Genomic DNA, 18,166 nt, shown 5'->3' with positions numbered 1-18,166 from the left:
GACTTTCATGAAACGTGAAGTTATTGAAGCAATTATTGAAGATCTGAAGGCGGGAAAGACCCCGACTATCACTGTGGAGGACGCCCCGGCCTTTTCGGAAGAGGCGACGGCGGGCGACCCCCACATTGGCCCCGAGGCGCTTGCGGCAATTGCGGCCTCGCTTACCGAGGCCGATATTCCCACGTTCGAACGTGCCCTGCAGGCCATGGACGAAGGTGATTTGGCGTGGCTCGGCTTCAAGGTGGTCTACGACGCCGAGGCGGCCGTGAGCAACGTGGACAACGAGGTCACGAAGAAGTACGGCGATCAGGGTTCTGCCGACGGGCAGTCCCTCGTGTTCTTCTGCAACGACGCCAAGGAAATTGTCGCTTCGCGCGAGCTGAGCCCTCGCGATGTATTCCAGGCGAAGGACGTCACCCGCGGACCCTCCATGCACAACGATCAGTTCGATGGCCTTACCTGGGCCAGCGAGCCGCTGTTCGGCAAGGTGCGCGTGTGGCTGCTGGGTGCGTCGGACGCGGCGGTGGAAGTGGCTTCGTTGGCCGATCACGTGGGTTTTCACGTGATTGCGGTGGACTACGATCCGGCCTTCCTGAACGAGGAGCGCTTCCCGAAGGCTGAGCGCATCATGCTGCATGGTGGCAACTTCAGCGAGCTGCCCAACATGCCGGCGCGTCCCGAGGACTATGTGTGCGTGCTGACGCGAGGCCACATGTTCGACCCGGAAAGCTGCATTTGGGCGCTGCAGAACGGCGTGCACTATGTGGGCATGATGGGTTGCGCGGGCAAGAACTCCACCGTGCACGACCTGGTCATCAACGCCGGCATTACCGAGGCGGACTGGGACCGCGTGAAGCGCCCCATCGGCCTGAAGTTCGGCGCGAAGACCCCGGCCGAGCTGGCTATCGCCATCGTGGCCGAGCTGGTGGACGTGCGCTACCAGCAGCGCTACAGCGACGAGGCCCGCGAGCGCCACGAAAAGAGCCTGGGCCGCGCCTAGGTTTGGGCTACGCGTAATCGCGTTTTCCGCATAAGCCGATTCGACGAAGAGCCGCTGCTCGCAAGCAGCGGCTCTTTTGCTGCTTGCGAAAAGGAACGTGCTTCGATGGCTAGGATGTTTGCAAAAAACTTTGCAAAAGTGTCGAAAAGTGCTCTGAAAAATTGCACATTTATGTAAGAAAAACTTTGCAAAAGTGTTAATCTGCTAGAGAGAAAAATGCGCAAAAATGTAGATCGGCTGTTCCGTCGTGAGAGGAGGCTCTGCTTTGTTCGAGCGAAAGGCCTATCAAGCGCTCCTGCGGTGGCGCAAAAACTGCGACAAGACGGCGCTCCTCGTTACGGGAGCGCGTCAGATAGGAAAGAGCTTTCTTGTCGAGAGGCTTGGCCGGGAGACGTTCGATTCGCTCGTGACAATCAACTTCCTTGAGAATGATGAGGCTAAGCAGGCACTGTCTCAGGCGCGCAACCCCGCCGACTTGATAGCCCGCCTGTCCTTCTTTGCTGAAAATAAGTTAGTACCTGGCAAGACGCTTGTCTTCTTCGATGAAATTCAGGAGTTGCCCGACATCCTCACGATGGCGAAATTCCTGGTTCAAGACGGCCGCTTCACGTACGCTTTCTCAGGTTCTATGCTGGGAACAGAACTGAAGAAAGTTCGATCCTATCCCGTAGGGTTTGTGTCAGAAGTTCGCATGTACCCGATGGATTTTGAGGAGTTCTGCTGGGCTAACGATGTGAGTTCCGAGGCACTGGAAACGGTGGCAGAATGCTGCCGCAATAAGAAGCCCGTGCCCGACTACATTCACGAAAGTCTGCTTGCCTACTTCCGAACCTATGTGGTGGTGGGAGGCATGCCTGCTGCGGTGCAGGTATTCGTTGACTCGCAAGATTTTTCCCGTGTGCGGGAGACGCAGGTAGGACTCGTGGCCAACTATGTGCACGATGTCACGAAATATGCGGGCGCTATGGCTCCCGAAGTGCGGGCCATCTTCGAGCAGCTGCCGCTGCAGCTTGATGCGAAGTCAATGCGATTCAAGCTCAACTCCCTCGGCGAGGGTGCGCGCTACGATAAGTACAAGCTTGATTTCTATTGGCTGGTTTCAGCAGGTGTGGCTCTCAAATGCGATGTGGTGCGTGATCCCAAGAGCCCTCTTATGGCGACGGAAGTAGCGAGCAGCTTCAAACTCTACGAGTCGGATACGGGCATGTTGGTGAGTCGCTATCCCTCAAGTGTTGCTCGGGAAGTGTTCTTGGACAATCGCAAGGCGAATTACGGACACCTTTTCGAGAATGTATTCGCGCAGCAACTTGCTGCCCTCGGGTGCGACTTGTTCTACTACATGAACAGAAAGCGCGGGGAAGTCGACTTCCTAGTTGAGGACGGCTTGGGAGGGGTTATTCCCCTGGAAATCAAGTCGGGCTGGTCGCCGAAGGCGCACGCCGCGCTTAGCGACTTGCTCGCTCGCCCCGACTATCAGGGCCGCACGGGCTACGTCCTCTCCCGCCTCAATGTGGAGCAAGTGGGCCAGGTGGTGTATCTACCTTGGTACGCCGCCAGCTGCCTGCCCGCCGCGCTCGGACTTGAAGCGCCCTACGCTGCCAGTGAAACGACCTTTAAGGTGGCGCTGCCTCCTGTATAGCGTCCAAAGGTATCGAACTAGTGCCTTCTCAGGCAGCGATGACGGGGTTGCTGTTGGTAGTGCTCATGCTTCTCGAACGCCACCCGTTGCCGTCAGCGGGAAAAGCCGTGGGGAATGGGGGTGCGCGGGTCGCGTGCGGGCTTGGGCGTGGTACCCTGCAATCAATCGAACGCGTCGTGACTGACGGATTATCGTGGGCAACCACGGGGGAGCGACGCGCATACTACGCCGACCGTCTGGGCAAGCCGAATCGTTGGAGCGGCTTGCCCTTTTTCGTTGGGGAAAGGGCGGCGCGCGCGATGGCCATCCGGTGCGCAACGCGCTGGGTTGCTGCCGGTGCCGCCGCCAGCGGATCGGTGTAGGAGAGAGCGGCGCCTTGGCGTCAGAGAGAAAGGGATGTGCATGCAAGATCTCGTCGAACTGCTTTCGAGCAACCCCTATCCGGGACGCGGCATTGTGGTGGGGAAGGGCGCCGACGGTGCACCTGTCATCTACTACTTCATCATGGGCCGTTCGAGCAATAGCCGTAACCGCATTTTCGCTCTGGAGCCCGACGGCATCCGCACCGAGGCCCACGATCCCGCGCTGCTGGAGGACCCCAGCCTCATCATCTATCACCCCGTGCGCACCATGGGTGACGCGCTGGTGGTCACCAACGGCGACCAGACCGATACCATCGTGGAGGCGGGCGGCTTCCGTGCCGGCTGCATGCAGCGCGAGTACGAGCCCGACGCGCCGAACTTCACGCCGCGCATTTCGGCTATCGTGAACCCCGACGGCACCTTCGAGATGTCCATCCTGAAGCATACCGATGGCGATCGCTGCACCCGCGAGTTCTTCGCCTACGAGGGCGCCGACGAGGGCACCGGTTACTTCATCAGCACCTACCAGGGCGACGGCAACCCGCTGCCCACTTTCGCCGGCGAGCCCATCCCCGTGAACCTGCCCGAGCCTGACGCCCTGTGGGCGGCCCTGAACGACGACAACAAAGTAAGCCTCTACGCCAACGTCAACGGCGAAGTAAAGCTCTACAACAAGAATTTGGGGGATTAAGCTCCCATTCAGCAAGAGTTGAGCCAAATTTCTGCAATGTGGGAGCGCAAAGGGATACGGGGTGGTGCTCACCAAGCGAGTTCCGCAGCGAACGAAACAGCCCAGTGGGCTGTTTCGCCGAGCGAGGACTGTTTGAGCGACTGAGCCCCACCCCGTAGCCCGCCCCCGAGGACTAACGACTAAGGAGAACCATGAACGAACTGGAACTCAAGTACGGTTGCAACCCGAACCAGAAGCCGTCGCGCATCTTCATGAAGGACGGCAGTGACCTGCCCATCCAGGTACTGAACGGCAAGCCGGGCTATATCAACTTCCTGGACGCCTTCAACTCCTGGCAGTTGGTGAAAGAGCTGAAAGAGGCCACGGGGCTGCCGGCGGCGGCGTCCTTCAAGCACGTGAGCCCTGCCGGAGCGGCTGTGGGCCATCCGCTGTCGGAGACTGATCGCGCTATGTACTTCGTGGAGCAGGAAGGCGAGCTGTCTCCTATCGCTTGCGCTTACATTCGCGCTCGCGGCGCCGACCGCCTGTGCTCCTACGGCGACTGGGCGGCGCTGTCGGACGTGTGCGATGCCGACGTGGCTTGCTATCTGGCCAAAGAGGTGTCCGACGGCATTATTGCTCCGGGCTACACCGATGAGGCGCTGGAGATTCTGAAGACCAAGCGCAAGGGTAGCTTCAACGTGGTGCAGATTGATCCGGACTACGTGCCGGCCGAGGCCGAGCTGAAGGACGTGTTCGGCATCACCTTCGAGCAGGGCCGCAATAACTTCGAAATCAACGAGGAGCTGCTGGCCAACGTGGTCACTGAGAACAAGGAGATCCCGGCGGCGGCGAAGATCGACATGATCGTGGCGCTGATCACGCTGAAGTACACGCAGAGCAATTCGGTGTGCTACGTGAAGGACGGCCAGGCTATCGGCGTGGGCGCCGGCCAGCAGAGCCGCATTCACTGCACGCGTCTGGCGGGCAACAAGGCCGATACCTGGTGGCTGCGCCAGCATCCGAAGGTGCTGGGTCTGCCTTTCGCCGAGGGCATCCGCCGTCCCGACCGCGATAACGCCATCGACGTGTATGTGTCCGATGAATGGGAAGACGTGCTGCGCGACGGCGAGTGGCAGCGCGTGTTCACCGAGCGCCCCGAGCCGCTGACTCGCGAAGAGAAGAAGGAGTGGGTTGCGCAGCTGTCCGGCGTGACCGTGGGCTCCGACGCCTTCTTCCCCTTCGGCGACAACGTGGAGCGCGCTCGCAAGTCCGGCGTCGAGTACATCGCCGAGCCCGGCGGCTCCATCCGCGACGACAACGTCATCGAGGTGGCCAACAAATACGGCATCGCCATGGCGTTTACGGGCATGCGCCTCTTCCACCACTAGGGAGGTTCCGCTCGTCCTGCGGCGTCTCATTTTGGTTGCAAGCTGCGGCCGTCCCTTTGGGGGCGGCCGTTTTGCGTCATAATGGGCCTGTTGTGTTATGGCTCCTCGGGCCGCCATGGGGGCGGTGCCGTAAGGTCTCGGGGAATGCGGGTGCAAATCCCGCGCTCTGCCAGGAACCGTAAGGCGGTGTCACGACGCATGGCCGTTGGCCGTGCCGTCTTCTCGCTGCGAAGTCGGAATACCGAGCCGAGAAACAAGAGCCCTGGATGGAAAGGAACAACTATGAACAAGTTCGATCTGACAAAGGCCCGTCCCCAGTGGCTGGTGGCCCTTCTGGCCCTGGCCCTGACGTTTGCCCTGACGGCATCGGGCTGCGCAAGCAATACGGCAGATGACGCGGCGGCAACGGCTGACAACGGTCAGGCGGCCACCACCGAGCAACAGAATCAGCAGCAAGATCAGCAGGCGCCTGAAGCTGACGCTATCAACGTGACGGTGGCCATCGACATGCCCGACAACGGTATGGCTGAAAGCAGCGTGACCAACGTGACCATCCCCCAGAACGGCACCGCCTATGATGCCCTGAAGGCCAGTGGCGCTACGGTGCAGGACGAGGACGGCGACTATGGCAAGTTTGTCACCTCCATCAACGGCGTGGAGAACGGCTCCGAGGGGTCTGCTAGCGGCTGGGTGTACACCGTTAACGACGAGCAGGTCACGGTAAGCTGCGACGAGTGCGTTCTGGCCGAGGGCGATACGGTCACCTGGAGCTTCTACGTCGGCTAGCGCGACCCGTCGCGTCGAAGTGCTCAGGCCTGTCTTTCCAGGAGGTTTCCATGGTTATTCTTGATGAGCCCTATGTTTCGCCCGTTCAGTTGCAGTGGCTTTCCGCCTCGCAGCATCCGGTGCTGCAGAACGCGTTTGCCCGTCAGTCTTCCGAGGGCCTTGCGGCTCAGGGCCTGACGCCGCTTAATCTGGTCGATGAGGCGGAGGTAATCCGCCGCTTGGAGGCGGGGGAGCGTGTCTACACGAATTCCGAGAACGCCCTGGCCTGGATTTTGGAGCACGTGGACAACCCGACGCTGACCGGTGCCATTGAGCTTTTCAAGGACAAGGCGGCCATGCGCGAGAAGCTGGCACCGCTTAATCCCGGGCTCTTCTATGCCACGGTAAGCCGTCAGGAGCTCGATGCCATCAACGTGGACGATCTGCCCTTGCCGGTGGTGTTGAAACCGGCCGTGGGCTTCTGCTCCATGGGCGTCTACGTTATCGAAGAGCGTGACGACTGGGCCAACGCGGTGGCCGATATCGCTCGCCACGAGAACGATTGGCATCGCCGTTATCCGGAAAGCGTGGTGGGAGGTGGCATCTACGTTCTCGAAGAGTACCTTTCAGGCACGGAATACGCGCTTGATGCCTATTTCGACGAAGCGGGAAAGGCTCATATCCTGAATATTCTTCGCCACGATTTCGCCGGGCCTGAGGACACATCCGACCGTCTGTACCTTACCGATGAGGCCATCGTCAAAACCTGGGAGCCGCGTTTCACGGCATGGCTCGACCAGGTGAATGCCGTGGTGGGTGCGCGCAGTATTCCCGTGCACGTGGAGTTGCGCGTGGACGGCGACGTCATTGCTCCTATCGAGTTCAACCCGTTGCGGTTTGCCGGTTTGGGTGGCACCGATGTGGCCTATTACGGCGTGGGCCTGCGCACCTGCGAGGCCTTTCTCGAGGATCAGTCGGTTGACCTGGAAGCCCTTTACGGTGCCCATCCGGGCAAGGTGTTTTCCATGTCGCTGCTCAACCCAGCGCCCCAGGTCGATCTTGACCGTCCCTTCGACGGGCAGGCGCTCTGCGATCGGTTCAGCCAGGTGCTGGCCTATCTGCCCTTCGATGCCCAAACCGTGGGCTTCTATGGCTTTTTATTCCTGGAAACCGATGCGGAGGGCAAGGGCGCCCAAGAGCGCGACTTCCTGCTGCGCAGCGACCTGATGGAGTTTGTTGCGTAGCTGGTTTCGCGCTGCGATCATTCCAACGCCATGATGACGAAGCCCCCACCCCGGACGAACAGATTGCGGGCGGGGGCTTTATCTTTGACGCTTCGACTTATGATTTTCCTGATGAAGTCGCTGCAAAAGCGGCTGATTGAGGTGCGAGGGGGTCGATATGTCAGAGGCACGCGCTATGCGAATGAAATCAGTTTTGTGGTGGTTGGCCGGTTTGGTGGCCATTGTTCTGGTGATGACGGCGGGAGCCTGGTCGCTCTCGACGGCCACGGCCTTTGCCGACGAGGGATCGTCGACGGCCAGCAACGAAGTATCGACGGCCAAGACTTCCGACGATCCTCCCGATCAGCTTCCAGGCAAGAATCAGCTGCCGCTTCAGAGCAAGGTGACGCCAAGCAGCGCCATCAAGCCGGCCACGTTCACTATTGCCGGCAAGAAGTACCTTGAGGGGCGACCGCTCAAGGCAGGGGAGTTCACCTTCGCTATCACGGAGGCCGGGGCCTACAAGGTGCCCGCAGGCTCTGACCTGCCCAAGCAGCTGAAGTCGGACACCATGACGGCCGAGGAAAAATACCACCTGGTTGCCTATAGCGGATTCGATTACTATCCGAACAACTTGCAGCCAGAGCCCGACCCGTCCACGGTGGTCAATGCCGCCGACGGCGCGGTGACCTTCCCCTCTATTACCATTGGCGGTGCAGCGCTGGGGGAAACGGCAACCAGCCGTCATTTGGGCATTGTGTTTTGCTACAACATCGTGGAGCAGCCGCCGAGGGATGCAGACGGCCAGCTGCTTGAGGGCGTGACGAAAGACGCCCAAGGCCGCTATGTGTACCAGGGCGTGACCTACGATGACTGCGTCAAGCACCTGTATCTCTATGCCTATGAAACCGTCAATGAGGACCGCTCCTCCTCGGTTGCCGTCATTCCGTTAGGCGACGCCACCTTCGACAAGGTGCCGGTGCGTTCTGCTCCGGGCCTGGGGGTGGGCTTCCGCAACACCTTCTCCGGCGCACTTCTGAGCGACTATGACGGTCTGGTGTTCTTGGAGGGCGAGGCTATTGCGGCCGGCGAGTTCAACTTCGATGTTCATGAGGTGACGGAGACCGGCTCGCTCATCGACGACCAGCAGGTGGCTTGCTCGGCCGGCGTGGGCGGAGCTCAGGGAGCCACGGTCCCCGTTATTCGCGATGCGGTGTTCGACAAGGCGGGCACGTACTATTTCGCCGTGTCGCAGCAGGCGGCGGCGAAGTCCGATGCCGCGCAGGTGCAGCTTGATGGGACGGCCTACACGGTGACCGTGCAGGTGACCGAGGGGGCCGATGGCACGCTGGACGCCTCGGTGACGGCGGTGCGCAAAAAGGCCGCCGACAGCAATCAGTGGACCGACGTGAGCTTGGATGCCACGCCGTCGCCTTTGGTATGGGACAACAAAGTGGTGAAGGACGAGGGCTCTACCCCCGATGTGCCCGGCGCTACCACTCCCGACACGCCGGGCGCTACCACGCCCGATAAGCCGGATACGGGCGGATCGGACAGCGGTGTCGGGACCCCCTCCACGCCCGACAAGCCTGGCGACTCTTCACAGCCCACCACGCCGGATAGGCCTGGCAGCAGTGACCAGCCAGGGGCGACGACTCCTCCGACGGACACCGAGGGCTCGGAAGGGGGTGGTGACGCCGGTGATGGCGAAACGCCGGAAACCCCCGATCAGCCCACGGTGCCCGATCACGGTTCAGGGGCTGACGGCGATGGCTCGACTGGCGGCGACCAAGACAGTGCTGGCGGTGACGCGGGTGCCACGACTCCCGACGACACGGACGAAGGCTCGACCCCTGGCACCGGTCCTGGAGCCGATATTGCCGGTACCCCCGATGACGAGCCGAATCACGGCGACAACAGCGCGGGTGGAAGTGGAGCCGCGGTAAAGCCTGAAGGCGGCCAGGACACGACGACTATCGAGACGACGCCTTCTCATGAGGGTGCGGATGCCGGCTCGACGAATGATCAGACGGCCAGCGACGCGACATCCGACGACAAGGATAGCACCGACAAGACGAATATCTCGCTGGCGACAAAGCCGTTCGCGCAAACGGGCGACACCCTTGCGGTGGGCATGATTGCCCTTGCCGTGCTGGCGGCGGCATGCGTAATTGTGCTGATCATTGCGCGAAAGCGCCGCCAGTAAAGGTAAGTTAATTAGTCGGAGAAGATAAGCCTTGAAAAGTAACGAAACGTTAACGCTGACTATTTGCTCATGATTTAGAACAAAAACTTTATTCTTTTACTCAGGTTTATCTTACGTGCCCCGATCTTGCTTAAATGGCAAGATCGGGGCATTTTTTCTTTTAAAAAACAGTTATTCACTTATAGATGACTCTAAAAAATAGGTTTGAATCGCTGCGTTCAAAGGGCGGTCCTAAGCGGTTTAAATTCCGTTGACGACCAGGCAAAACATCGTCAAGATGACGTTGGAAAACACCCTCAAAACCGAGGAAGAGAGTCGCTGGAAGCGGCTCGAGAGAGCTTGAGAGTCAAAAGAAGGAGGACGCATGCGAGCTGGACTAAAACGCAGCATGAACATGGCTTTTGCCGTCGTGCTTTCGCTCTTGTGCGCCGTAAGCCTGTTGGGGGCGCCGGGCACCGCCCTGGCCCGTGGTGAAAGCGAAGCAAATGAGACAAACGGGACTGAAGGGACAAGTCTTTCGATAGCGGGCGTGGACTTCATGGAGCCCACCGCCGAAGGTTGGGAGCTGCTGCGCGCCGAGAACGGCGCGGGCGCGACGGTGTACCTCGATCTGAGCAAGAATGGGACGCCTCTGTTCCAGCGCCAGGCCTATGCTATCCCCGCGGCCGGTGCGGAGGGCGCGAATGCCCCCGACTATGTGGGCGAGGGCCAGGAGATCTCCCATATCATTGGACTTCAGATGGGCCAAAAGGACGCCGCCAGCCCCATGACGGTGGCGGATGCCTTTGGCACCATGCCGACGCCGGGCACCTATGCCCTTACGGTCCATGATGCCGCTCGCGAGGGCCGCGTGCTCTACGAGGGTACCGTCTATCCGGTGTTCGCCCGCCTGGTCAAAGCCGATGGTACGGAAAGCTATCAGCTCATGGGCACCCGCGTCGAGGGCAAGACGCGGGTAGGAGACCAGCTGGTTCCTGAGACGCACCGCGCCAACGTGGGCGCCGGCACCCTGTACTACACCAATGTGGCTGAGGGAGCCGAGCGTGTGACCTACCAGCTGGTTCGGGCTCAGAACGGGTCCGATGCGGTTCTGGACGATGCGACGGGAGCCTATGTGGTGACCTACGAGCAGGTGCCGGCAGGCGCGCTGTCCGGCGCCATCAACTACGTCGATACCGAGGGCGTTATCGTGCGTACCGATTCGGTTTCCGTGGCACCCCAGGGCGAGACCATCGCTACCTTCGAGAAGTCGTTTTTCGAGGACGGGAAGTACTACCGCGTTATCGCCAGCCTGACGGGCACGACGGTAGTGCTCACGCCCACCAGCGCCACGAAGGTGGTGCACGTGATTGAGGTAGCGGATGCGGCGGCCAATGCCTACGAGGTGACCATCAACTACGTCGACCAGGACGGCAAGCAGTTGTGGAGCGACGACGTGGTGGTCAAGGGTCGCGGCTACCAGTACACCCTGCCCGACACCTTCTCGATGAAGAAGGCCTCGGGCATCAATTACTACACCCTCGACCGCGTCCAGGCCGATCGTCCAACGGCAGACATTGAACCGCAGTCGGCCGAGCGAGCTGCGGCCGCCAATCCCTGGAACGCCACGAAGCCCGTTATCGAGCTTGACGGCAACATCGCCGACCAGGCCTATGCGGGTGCCTTCGGCGAAGAGGGTGGCAAGCGCGTTCTGACCGCGGTATATCAGGACCATGAGGCCGACAAGACCGTGGCGCTGACTGTGGTGGAGGTGGACGGCTCCACGGGCACCGAGCTGGGCCGCCAGAAGATCACCGTCACGCCCGACTCCACCAAGGAGGAGGTTACCTACACGCCGGCCAACAAGGTGATCGACGGCGTGACCTATGTGCCCTGGTCGGGAGCGAAGCCCATCACCTACCTGTGGGAGAACTTGCAGGAAGGCGTGGATTTGCTGCAGTACGTGTACTACGTGCCCGAGGATTACGTGCCCGGGGATGCCTATGACATCACGGTGCAGTATCTCAATATTGCCAATAGCCAGGTGCTGAAGACCCAGACCATCACCATCGACCCCGAGATGACCGATTATGTGGAAATCCTCGGCGAGGAGCGCTTCACCTTGGATGGCAACGAGTACGTGCGCCTGAATGGTCAGGAGACGGCTATTCGCCATGCGTACTTCACGCCGACGCGCACTTACACCATTTACTACCGCGACGTGAACGACGAGTTGAACGCCAACGTGACGGTGCAGCGCGTGCAGATTATCGATACCGAGCGCGTGGTAACCGTGCCGGGCACCACGGTCATCACGGCGGCCCCGACTACCACCGTGGTGGCTGAAGGGGAGGGCGCGGCTGCCACGGCCGTGGATTTGGGTGTGGGCGCCGGCGATGGCACGGCCGTCATCGGCGATGAGGCCACGCCGCTGGCCACCATGGAGGGTCAGACTACGGGTGACGAGCGCGTCATTGAGGACAACGAGAACCCGCTTTCCGCTGGTGCTGAGCCCGGCAGCGAGTTAGGTGTCAACACCCTTGCCGGCATCGCCTTCAGCGTTGCGGCGCTGGCGGCCCTGGGGGCGGCTCTATTCCTGTGGCTGCGCTGGCGCAAGAAGAAGCCCGCGGACGAATCGGCCGAGGCCTAGGGGAGGGGGACGAAATGGCTACGTTGATCAACAACAGAACTTTCAAGCGTTTCCTGGGCATTGTCCTGACCATCTTGCTGGTGGTCACCCTCATGCCCCAAGTCCAGCCCGCCTACGGCGACGGCGAGACAACAACGGCACCCGAGGAGACGACCTTCACGGAAGAGCCGTCGGACGTAGGCGCAGGGTCTGCGTCGAGCGACGGTCCTGAGGCGTCGTCCGGCACTGAGACGCCGACCGTTGAACGCCCGGTAGCAAAAGGCACGGCTGATGCTGTGGGCTACGTGCTGTCGACGCGCAATGCGTCGAGCACGGTGATCGAGGCTGGTGAGACGAGAGAGGGCATGTTCACCTACACCGGGTCCGATGATTATCTTCTTGAGGTCAATGGCTGTCTGGAGGGAAACATCGTTGTGAGCGGAGGAGCGCGGCTTACTCTGTGCGGCACGGGCGTTATCGACGGTAAGGGCACTCACGGCACCATCATCCATGTCAACGGTGGCGGCAGCACGTTGGTGGTCGAGGGATCGCTCACTATCACGGGTGGAGCTCATGGCACGCAGCTTAATGACGTTGACGGATTTGCAGACTACTATGCCGGTGGTGGCATCCTTGTTCAGCGTGATGCCAACGGCCAGGGGGCAAAGCTGCTCTTCCGAAGCGGAACGGTGACAAAAAATAGCGCTGGTGCCGGTGGCGGTATCTTCATCGACCGCAGCTGCTCTTTCACCATGGAGGACGGCTCGGTGACATACAACACGGCTACCACCCATGAGGGCGGCGGTATCTACGTTGCTGGCGGTACCAAGCTGCAGGACGGCAAATGGGTGTACGACGGTGGATGCGCCATCGACCGGGGAGAAATCTCGCACAACAATACCGCAACGAAGGTTGACTGGGGCGGGGGCGGCATTTTTGTGGAGAGCAAGGGCTTCTTGCGGTTGGCCTCTTCCCTGATCACCCAGAACGAGGCTCAGGGGCTTGGTGGCGGCATTTCGGGCTGCCCTCATGCGAGTATTGGCATTGGCAAGATTGAAGAGGGTTTCGCTCTTTATGGGAATACAGCGCTTATGGCCTCCTGGCCCAATAATAAGTATCTTTATGAGCTACCGGTGTCCTATAACGGTAAAAGTTACACAGCAGGAGACAAGTGGGCAAGTGAGGATAAGGGTTTTACGGCTGACAAGGCTCAGGACTTCTACTGCACGAATGTGAGCTACGTTTCGGGCTATGGTGACCGCGCCGTCACGTGGGAAGGGCGCGCCACGGGATCGAGTGCTTTCGGCACCACGGCGCGCGATATTACCATCCGTAATGGAGAGTCTTTGGTGCTTCCGGGCGAGTCCCTCGGTCTTACCAACACCAAGCCGGCGAGCGAGAAGGTTACAGGTCGCGCCGTTACCATCAAAGACAACAAAAGTACGACTCACGGTGGAGGCATCGGGTGTAACGGCACCATCCTCATCGGCGACGTCGGCCAGGGGGATCAGTACAATCCGCTTTCTCTGACGATCAAGAAAGAGTTCAAGAACAGCGACGGAGACATCGTCCCGCTCCAAGGTGGGGAGTTTGCGTTCCAGCTGAAGAGCGGCACTGCGGTGCTGGCGGAGGCACGCAACGATGCGGACGGCAACGTTACCTTCATTGTCGATGCCCCCAAGGCGGTGCAGGGCCTTCTTGGCGCGGCGGGGAAAACGAAGACGAGCACGTTGACTATTGAAGAGGTGGCGGGCACGAACAGCGCCATCACCTACGCAGGTCCGGTGACGGTTGAGTTGTCGGTTCGCCACGATGAGCAGAGGATCCAGTATCCCAACTCGACTATTGACGTGACCTACCATACGCCGGTCATTACTTGGATCAAAGTCGATGGCGAAAAGGTCGACAATGGCGCCATCACGATGGGTAATGTGGTGAAACTCACGCCAGTCGTCAGGCACGAGTCGGTGAGTCTTGAGATTCAGAAAAACCTCGTGTCCTCTCTGGGCGACAGCTTGTCCCTCAAAGACCGCACCTATACCTTTGAGCTGTCGGGGATTGACGGCCATGTGATCGTGCCGGGCAATGCCGACGGCAGTGCAGCGATCGAAGCGAAGACCGATGCTTCGGGTCGTGTGGTCTTCGAGCAGATCGATATTTCCTCGTATCTTCCCGTCCGCGATCCTGAAACGTGGGACGGCGAAACAGCGATTAAGGTTGAGCTCGTCCTCAAGGAGATTGTGCCCGAGGAGCAGGGAAACGTGGCCTACGATGGCGAGACGCATAGGGTGACGTTCGAGATTCGTCCGACCGCGCAGAAGGTGGTCGATAACGCAGCTGCTACGAAAACCATCACGGTCACGCCGAACCTTGTTGAGGGCAGCCTGGAAATCGACGGAACGCCCGTTGCGGACAGGCCCATCGTCAATACTCTGAACGTTAGGGGCTCGTGGCAACCGGCTGCGGTCAAGCAGTACTATGGTGCCGTCTCTGCGGAAACCACCTTCTCCTTCTCGGTAGCAGAGATTGCTCCCGTAGAGGACATCGCTCAGGTGAAGCTTGAGGGCGGAGATCTGGTGTCGAGCGGAGTGGCGAGCGATTTCGGCGGAGGCATTGCCTCTTCCGTAGACTTCGAGAAAATCGAGTACACGGATACCGGCGATCATTGGTATGTGATGAGCGAGGCTGGCGGCCAAGACCCCACGGTCTATGTGTTCCACATTGAAGTGACGAAGTCCGAGGATAAAGAATCCCTAGTGGCAACAGTAAAGAACAGCTACTACGCACCTTCGATGTCGGCAACGTCCTTAACGCCGCTTGAGGATGCAGCAGCTCCCGCGCAGTTCTACAACTCCGACACCGCCATGGCGTTCAGCTTGTACGGCTATGGCGTGAATGCCATGAGCGGCGAGCCCGTGGAGCAGCAGTGCCTGGTGGACCCGAAGGTGATCAAGCAGCTTGATGGGCGCGCCATCAAGGCTGACGAGTTCCGCTTCAAACTTATTCAGGTGATGGAGAAGGACGACTGGTCCAACACGTCCGGTCCGGAAATTTCCGCCACCACCAACGACGAGTTCGGCATGGTGGACTTCGACAAGGCGAACAACTTGGCCGCCGACGGTCTGGATCCGTGCTGCCTGCTGTTCACCGCGCCGGGCACCTACCAGTATCGCGTCATCGAGGACACTGACTACCGCAAGGATCCCTCCATTGCCTACAGCGACCAGGTGATTACGTTCACGGCGGTGATCGAGCTGGATCAGGCCACGGGGCAGCTCATCTGCACCGATATGTTTTATGGCTACCTGAACGATCAAGGTCAGAACGTGCGCTACAAGGATCAGTACACCGGCTGGGAGAACAAGGATGAGAACTGGGTGCCCACGGCGGCCGATTTCCCGCTGCTGAATATGGACTGGCACCCCACCATCACCAACAAGGCCAAGCCCATGGACCTGAAGGTGCGCAAGACCAGCGTGCTCGACCGCAGCGAGGGCCTGGAGGGCGCCACCTACGGGCTGTATATGGTCAACGAGGCCGAGCAGGGCGACGTGCTGCTGGCCAGCGCTACCTCGGATGCTGAGGGCTGGATCTACTTCGAGGACGTGAACCTGAATGCCGGTGAGCTCTACTACTTCAAAGAGCAGGCGGCTCCGGCGGGGCATACGGTCAGCGAGTTCCGCAGCCCCTACTTCTACGTGGAGGTTTCCACGGACGAGGCCACGGGCTTTGCCACCTACACCATGAAGTACACCGACACGAAGCTTGCCCTGGCGGGCGCGGAAGCGGCGGCCACGGAAGCGGTGGCGCTTGGGACGCTGGTCGTTGAGGCGCCCGAGGCCTCCGAGGATGCGTCCGGCGAGAGCGTCCCCGCTCCGGCTGACGAAGAGGCGTCTGGCGCCTCCGAGGGCTCCGCGGGCGAAGACTCGACGGAAACCGCCACGCCCACCGAACCCACACCGGTAACGGAGTCGCACCCCGAGTACACCGACGACGGCGCGCTTCTGTTCACTTACGAGTACGAAGGCGGCGTGTTCGACGAGGCCACGCTGGTGGAGTTCAACAAGCTGGACACGCGTACCCACGAGTGGGTGGAGGGCGCCGAGCTGTCCATCGTCGAAAAGGATAGCGGCCAGGTCGTCACCACCTGGGTGTCGGGTGCTGCGCCCGAACGGTTGGAGAAACTGCTCAATGTGGGCGTCACCTATGTTCTGCGCGAGGATAAGGCGCCGGAGAACTACCAGAAGGCGAACGACGTCGAGTTCGTCATCGACGACTACGGCAACGTGGAAATTCTCAGCGGCACCGATAACGGCAATGCCGAGCTGCGCGACTCCACCATCATCCTCTACGACACTATGTTTGATGCCGAGGAGGTCATTACCCAGGAGCGCGAGACGGTGCGCGAGGTGCCCCAGACCGGCAAAACGGTGGACAACCTGGCGAAGACGGGCGACTGGCTGCCGCTGACCGGCTTGGGCCTGCTGGCCGTGGCGGCCCTGGGCGTGGCCATTGCCGCTTTGCGCCGCAGCCGCAAGGCAGGGAAGTAGCAGTTAAGGCAAACAACGGGCAGGCTTCTCTGAGGGCCTCAGGGAAACGGAGGCTTTCGCCTTCTAGGGCGCGTTCGCGGTAAGCGGGCGCGCCCCGTTGTATAATAGGCAGGTTGTCAGTGCGCTGCGCCGTGGCGCTTGCAAGGAAAGGATGCCCTTTGAAGAAGGCCCTGCTGCTCATACTGGGCATCGTCGCCGCGTGCTTTCTCATCGGTAACGCCGACTACCTGGCTTCCTTCATTGATACGCTGCGCACGGGGGCTTTGGTGCCCTTGGTGCTGGCGGTTATCCTCATGCTGGCGCGCCATTTGGTGCAGGCTGCCTCCTACGATGCGGCCTTCGACGCCGTGGGCCATCGCACGGGTTTCTGGCACAACGTCATCCTTATCTTCTCTCTGGTGTTCATCAATACCTTCTGCTTGTTTTCCGGCGCCACGGGCGTGGCCTTCATCATCGATGATGCCCATCGCGAGGGCTGCGATGCCGGCCAGTCCACGGGAGGCGCCATCCTTTCGCAGATCGGCTATTTCGCCGCCATCTTCGTGATCTCGGCCATCGGCTTCATTACCATGCTGGTGGCGGGTCAGGTGAACTTCTTGTTCGTCACCGGCGCCGTGGTGCTAGCCGGCACTCTGCTGGCGCTGTCCAGCTTGTTCTTCATCGGCCACAAGAAGCCGCGGGTGCTCTACCGCTTTTTCGTGGGCCTTCAGGGCGTCCTCGACAAGATCATCGGCGTGGTGCACAAGGCGCTGCCCGCAGGTTGGGGCCGCAAGATGGCTCACTCGTTCCAGAACACGGCCAATATTTTGGCCCACAACCCCCAGGGCACGCTTGTTACCGTGGCCTATGCCTCGCTGTCGGCCATCCTCAACATGATGACGCTGGTGGCCATCGGGTTCGCCTTCGGGTTCGAGTCGGTGGCGCCCCTGGTGGCGGCCTTCGCCGTGGCGGCCATCTCGGTTATCTTGAGCCCCACGCCTCAGGGCATTGGCGTGGTAGAAGCCGCCATTGCGGCCATTCTTACGGCTTCGGGCTGCTCGTTGGCCACGGCTACGGCCATTGCGCTGGTGTATCGCGGCATCATGTTCTGGGTGCCCTTCTGCATCGGTGCCGTGCTGCTGTCGCAGTCCGGCTTCTTCGCCTCCAAGAAAACGGCGTCCGAGGAGCAGAAGCACAAGGACATCGGCTGGCTTTCGGGAACGCTGGTGGCCCTCATCGGCTTGGTGAACATTGGCCTGTCGTTTATGCCCAGCAGCTTCGCCCCCTACACCATGCTCACCTCGTGGATCGATATGAGCAGCATTTTCGTAGGAGCGCCGCTTATTGTGGGCTCCATGCTGCTTTTGGTATGCGCCGTCGGACTTATTCTGCGCTTCCGTACCGCGTGGGCTTTCACGCTGTGCCTGCTGGTGCTCATAGCGGGCAGCGAGTTTCTGTTCCAGGGCACCATCCACGTAGGCATTGCCGGCATTTTGCTGGCCATTTGGCTGTTCATCAAGCGTGCGGCCTTCGACCGTCCCTTCTCGCTGGGTTCGCTGGAGCGCTACTCCAACGACGCCCTTGCCCATGCTCGCAAGCGCATCGATGCGCTCCGCGCCCGCCTGGAACAGCGGCGCCAGGCCCGTCGCGGTGCGCGCCAAGATTTACGTACGAAAACAGGTTGGGAACAGCAGGCCGAAGAAGGCGTAACGCTGAGTAAGAAGGCCCACGAACAAGGTATGCTGCCCATAGAGCGCGACACGGACGCGTAAT

10 protein-coding genes and 1 riboswitch are annotated in these 18,166 nt (G+C 60.5%); all 10 genes read left to right on the top strand.

From position 1 onward, the window contains the following. The first annotated feature begins 7 nt into the window (after positions 1-7). The 10 genes from PZH32_RS00395 to PZH32_RS00350 all read left to right on the top strand — a co-directional run bounded on the left by PZH32_RS00395 (position 8) and on the right by PZH32_RS00350 (position 18,165). Positions 8-1,000 (top strand): XdhC family protein, encoded by a 993-nt coding sequence (locus tag PZH32_RS00395; protein ID WP_275205655.1) that lies wholly within the window; start codon positions 8-10, stop codon positions 998-1,000. A 265-nt stretch (positions 1,001-1,265) separates the two neighbouring features. Continuing rightward, positions 1,266-2,639: an ATP-binding protein gene (locus PZH32_RS00390; protein ID WP_275205654.1), complete on the top strand. Its 1,374-nt coding sequence runs from the start codon at positions 1,266-1,268 to the stop codon at positions 2,637-2,639. A 166-nt stretch (positions 2,640-2,805) separates the two neighbouring features. After that, positions 2,806-2,888, top strand: a riboswitch (ZMP/ZTP riboswitch). Positions 2,889-3,041: 153 nt separating this feature from the next. After that, positions 3,042-3,692 (top strand): IMP cyclohydrolase, encoded by a 651-nt coding sequence (locus tag PZH32_RS00385; RefSeq protein ID WP_275205653.1) that lies wholly within the window; start codon positions 3,042-3,044, stop codon positions 3,690-3,692. Between the two features lie 191 nt (positions 3,693-3,883). Further along, entirely contained in the window at positions 3,884-5,062 is a 1,179-nt protein-coding gene (locus PZH32_RS00380) for a phosphoribosylaminoimidazolecarboxamide formyltransferase (protein WP_275205652.1), read from the top strand. 282 nt (positions 5,063-5,344) lie between these two features. Continuing rightward, the gene (locus tag PZH32_RS00375) at positions 5,345-5,848 is read left to right on the top strand and encodes a DUF4430 domain-containing protein (RefSeq protein ID WP_275205651.1); all 504 of its coding nucleotides are present in this window, start codon (positions 5,345-5,347) and stop codon (positions 5,846-5,848) included. Between the two features lie 50 nt (positions 5,849-5,898). Then, positions 5,899-7,071 (top strand): ATP-grasp domain-containing protein, encoded by a 1,173-nt coding sequence (locus PZH32_RS00370; protein ID WP_275205650.1) that lies wholly within the window; start codon positions 5,899-5,901, stop codon positions 7,069-7,071. A 175-nt stretch (positions 7,072-7,246) separates the two neighbouring features. Then, positions 7,247-9,256 carry a Spy0128 family protein gene (locus tag PZH32_RS00365; RefSeq protein ID WP_275205649.1) on the top strand — a complete coding sequence of 670 codons (2,010 nt, stop codon included), beginning with the start codon at positions 7,247-7,249 and terminating at the stop codon, positions 9,254-9,256. Between the two features lie 364 nt (positions 9,257-9,620). Continuing rightward, complete coding sequence (locus tag PZH32_RS00360) at positions 9,621-11,885, top strand: MucBP domain-containing protein (protein ID WP_275205648.1); 2,265 nt, start codon at positions 9,621-9,623, stop codon at positions 11,883-11,885. Positions 11,886-11,899: 14 nt separating this feature from the next. Then, positions 11,900-16,414, top strand: a complete 4,515-nt coding sequence (locus tag PZH32_RS00355; RefSeq protein ID WP_275205647.1) for a Spy0128 family protein — start codon at positions 11,900-11,902, stop codon at positions 16,412-16,414. A gap of 158 nt (positions 16,415-16,572) precedes the next feature. Further along, positions 16,573-18,165 (top strand): lysylphosphatidylglycerol synthase domain-containing protein, encoded by a 1,593-nt coding sequence (locus PZH32_RS00350; RefSeq protein ID WP_275205646.1) that lies wholly within the window; start codon positions 16,573-16,575, stop codon positions 18,163-18,165. The last annotated feature ends 1 nt before the right edge of the window (position 18,166 follow it).

Source organism: Adlercreutzia equolifaciens (assembly GCF_029076695.1).
In the GTDB taxonomy this organism is placed as follows: Bacteria; Actinomycetota; Coriobacteriia; order Coriobacteriales; family Eggerthellaceae; genus Adlercreutzia; species Adlercreutzia equolifaciens_A.
The sequence above is the reverse complement of the archived record's forward strand: the minus strand, read 5'-3'. Positions and strand labels throughout refer to the sequence as shown.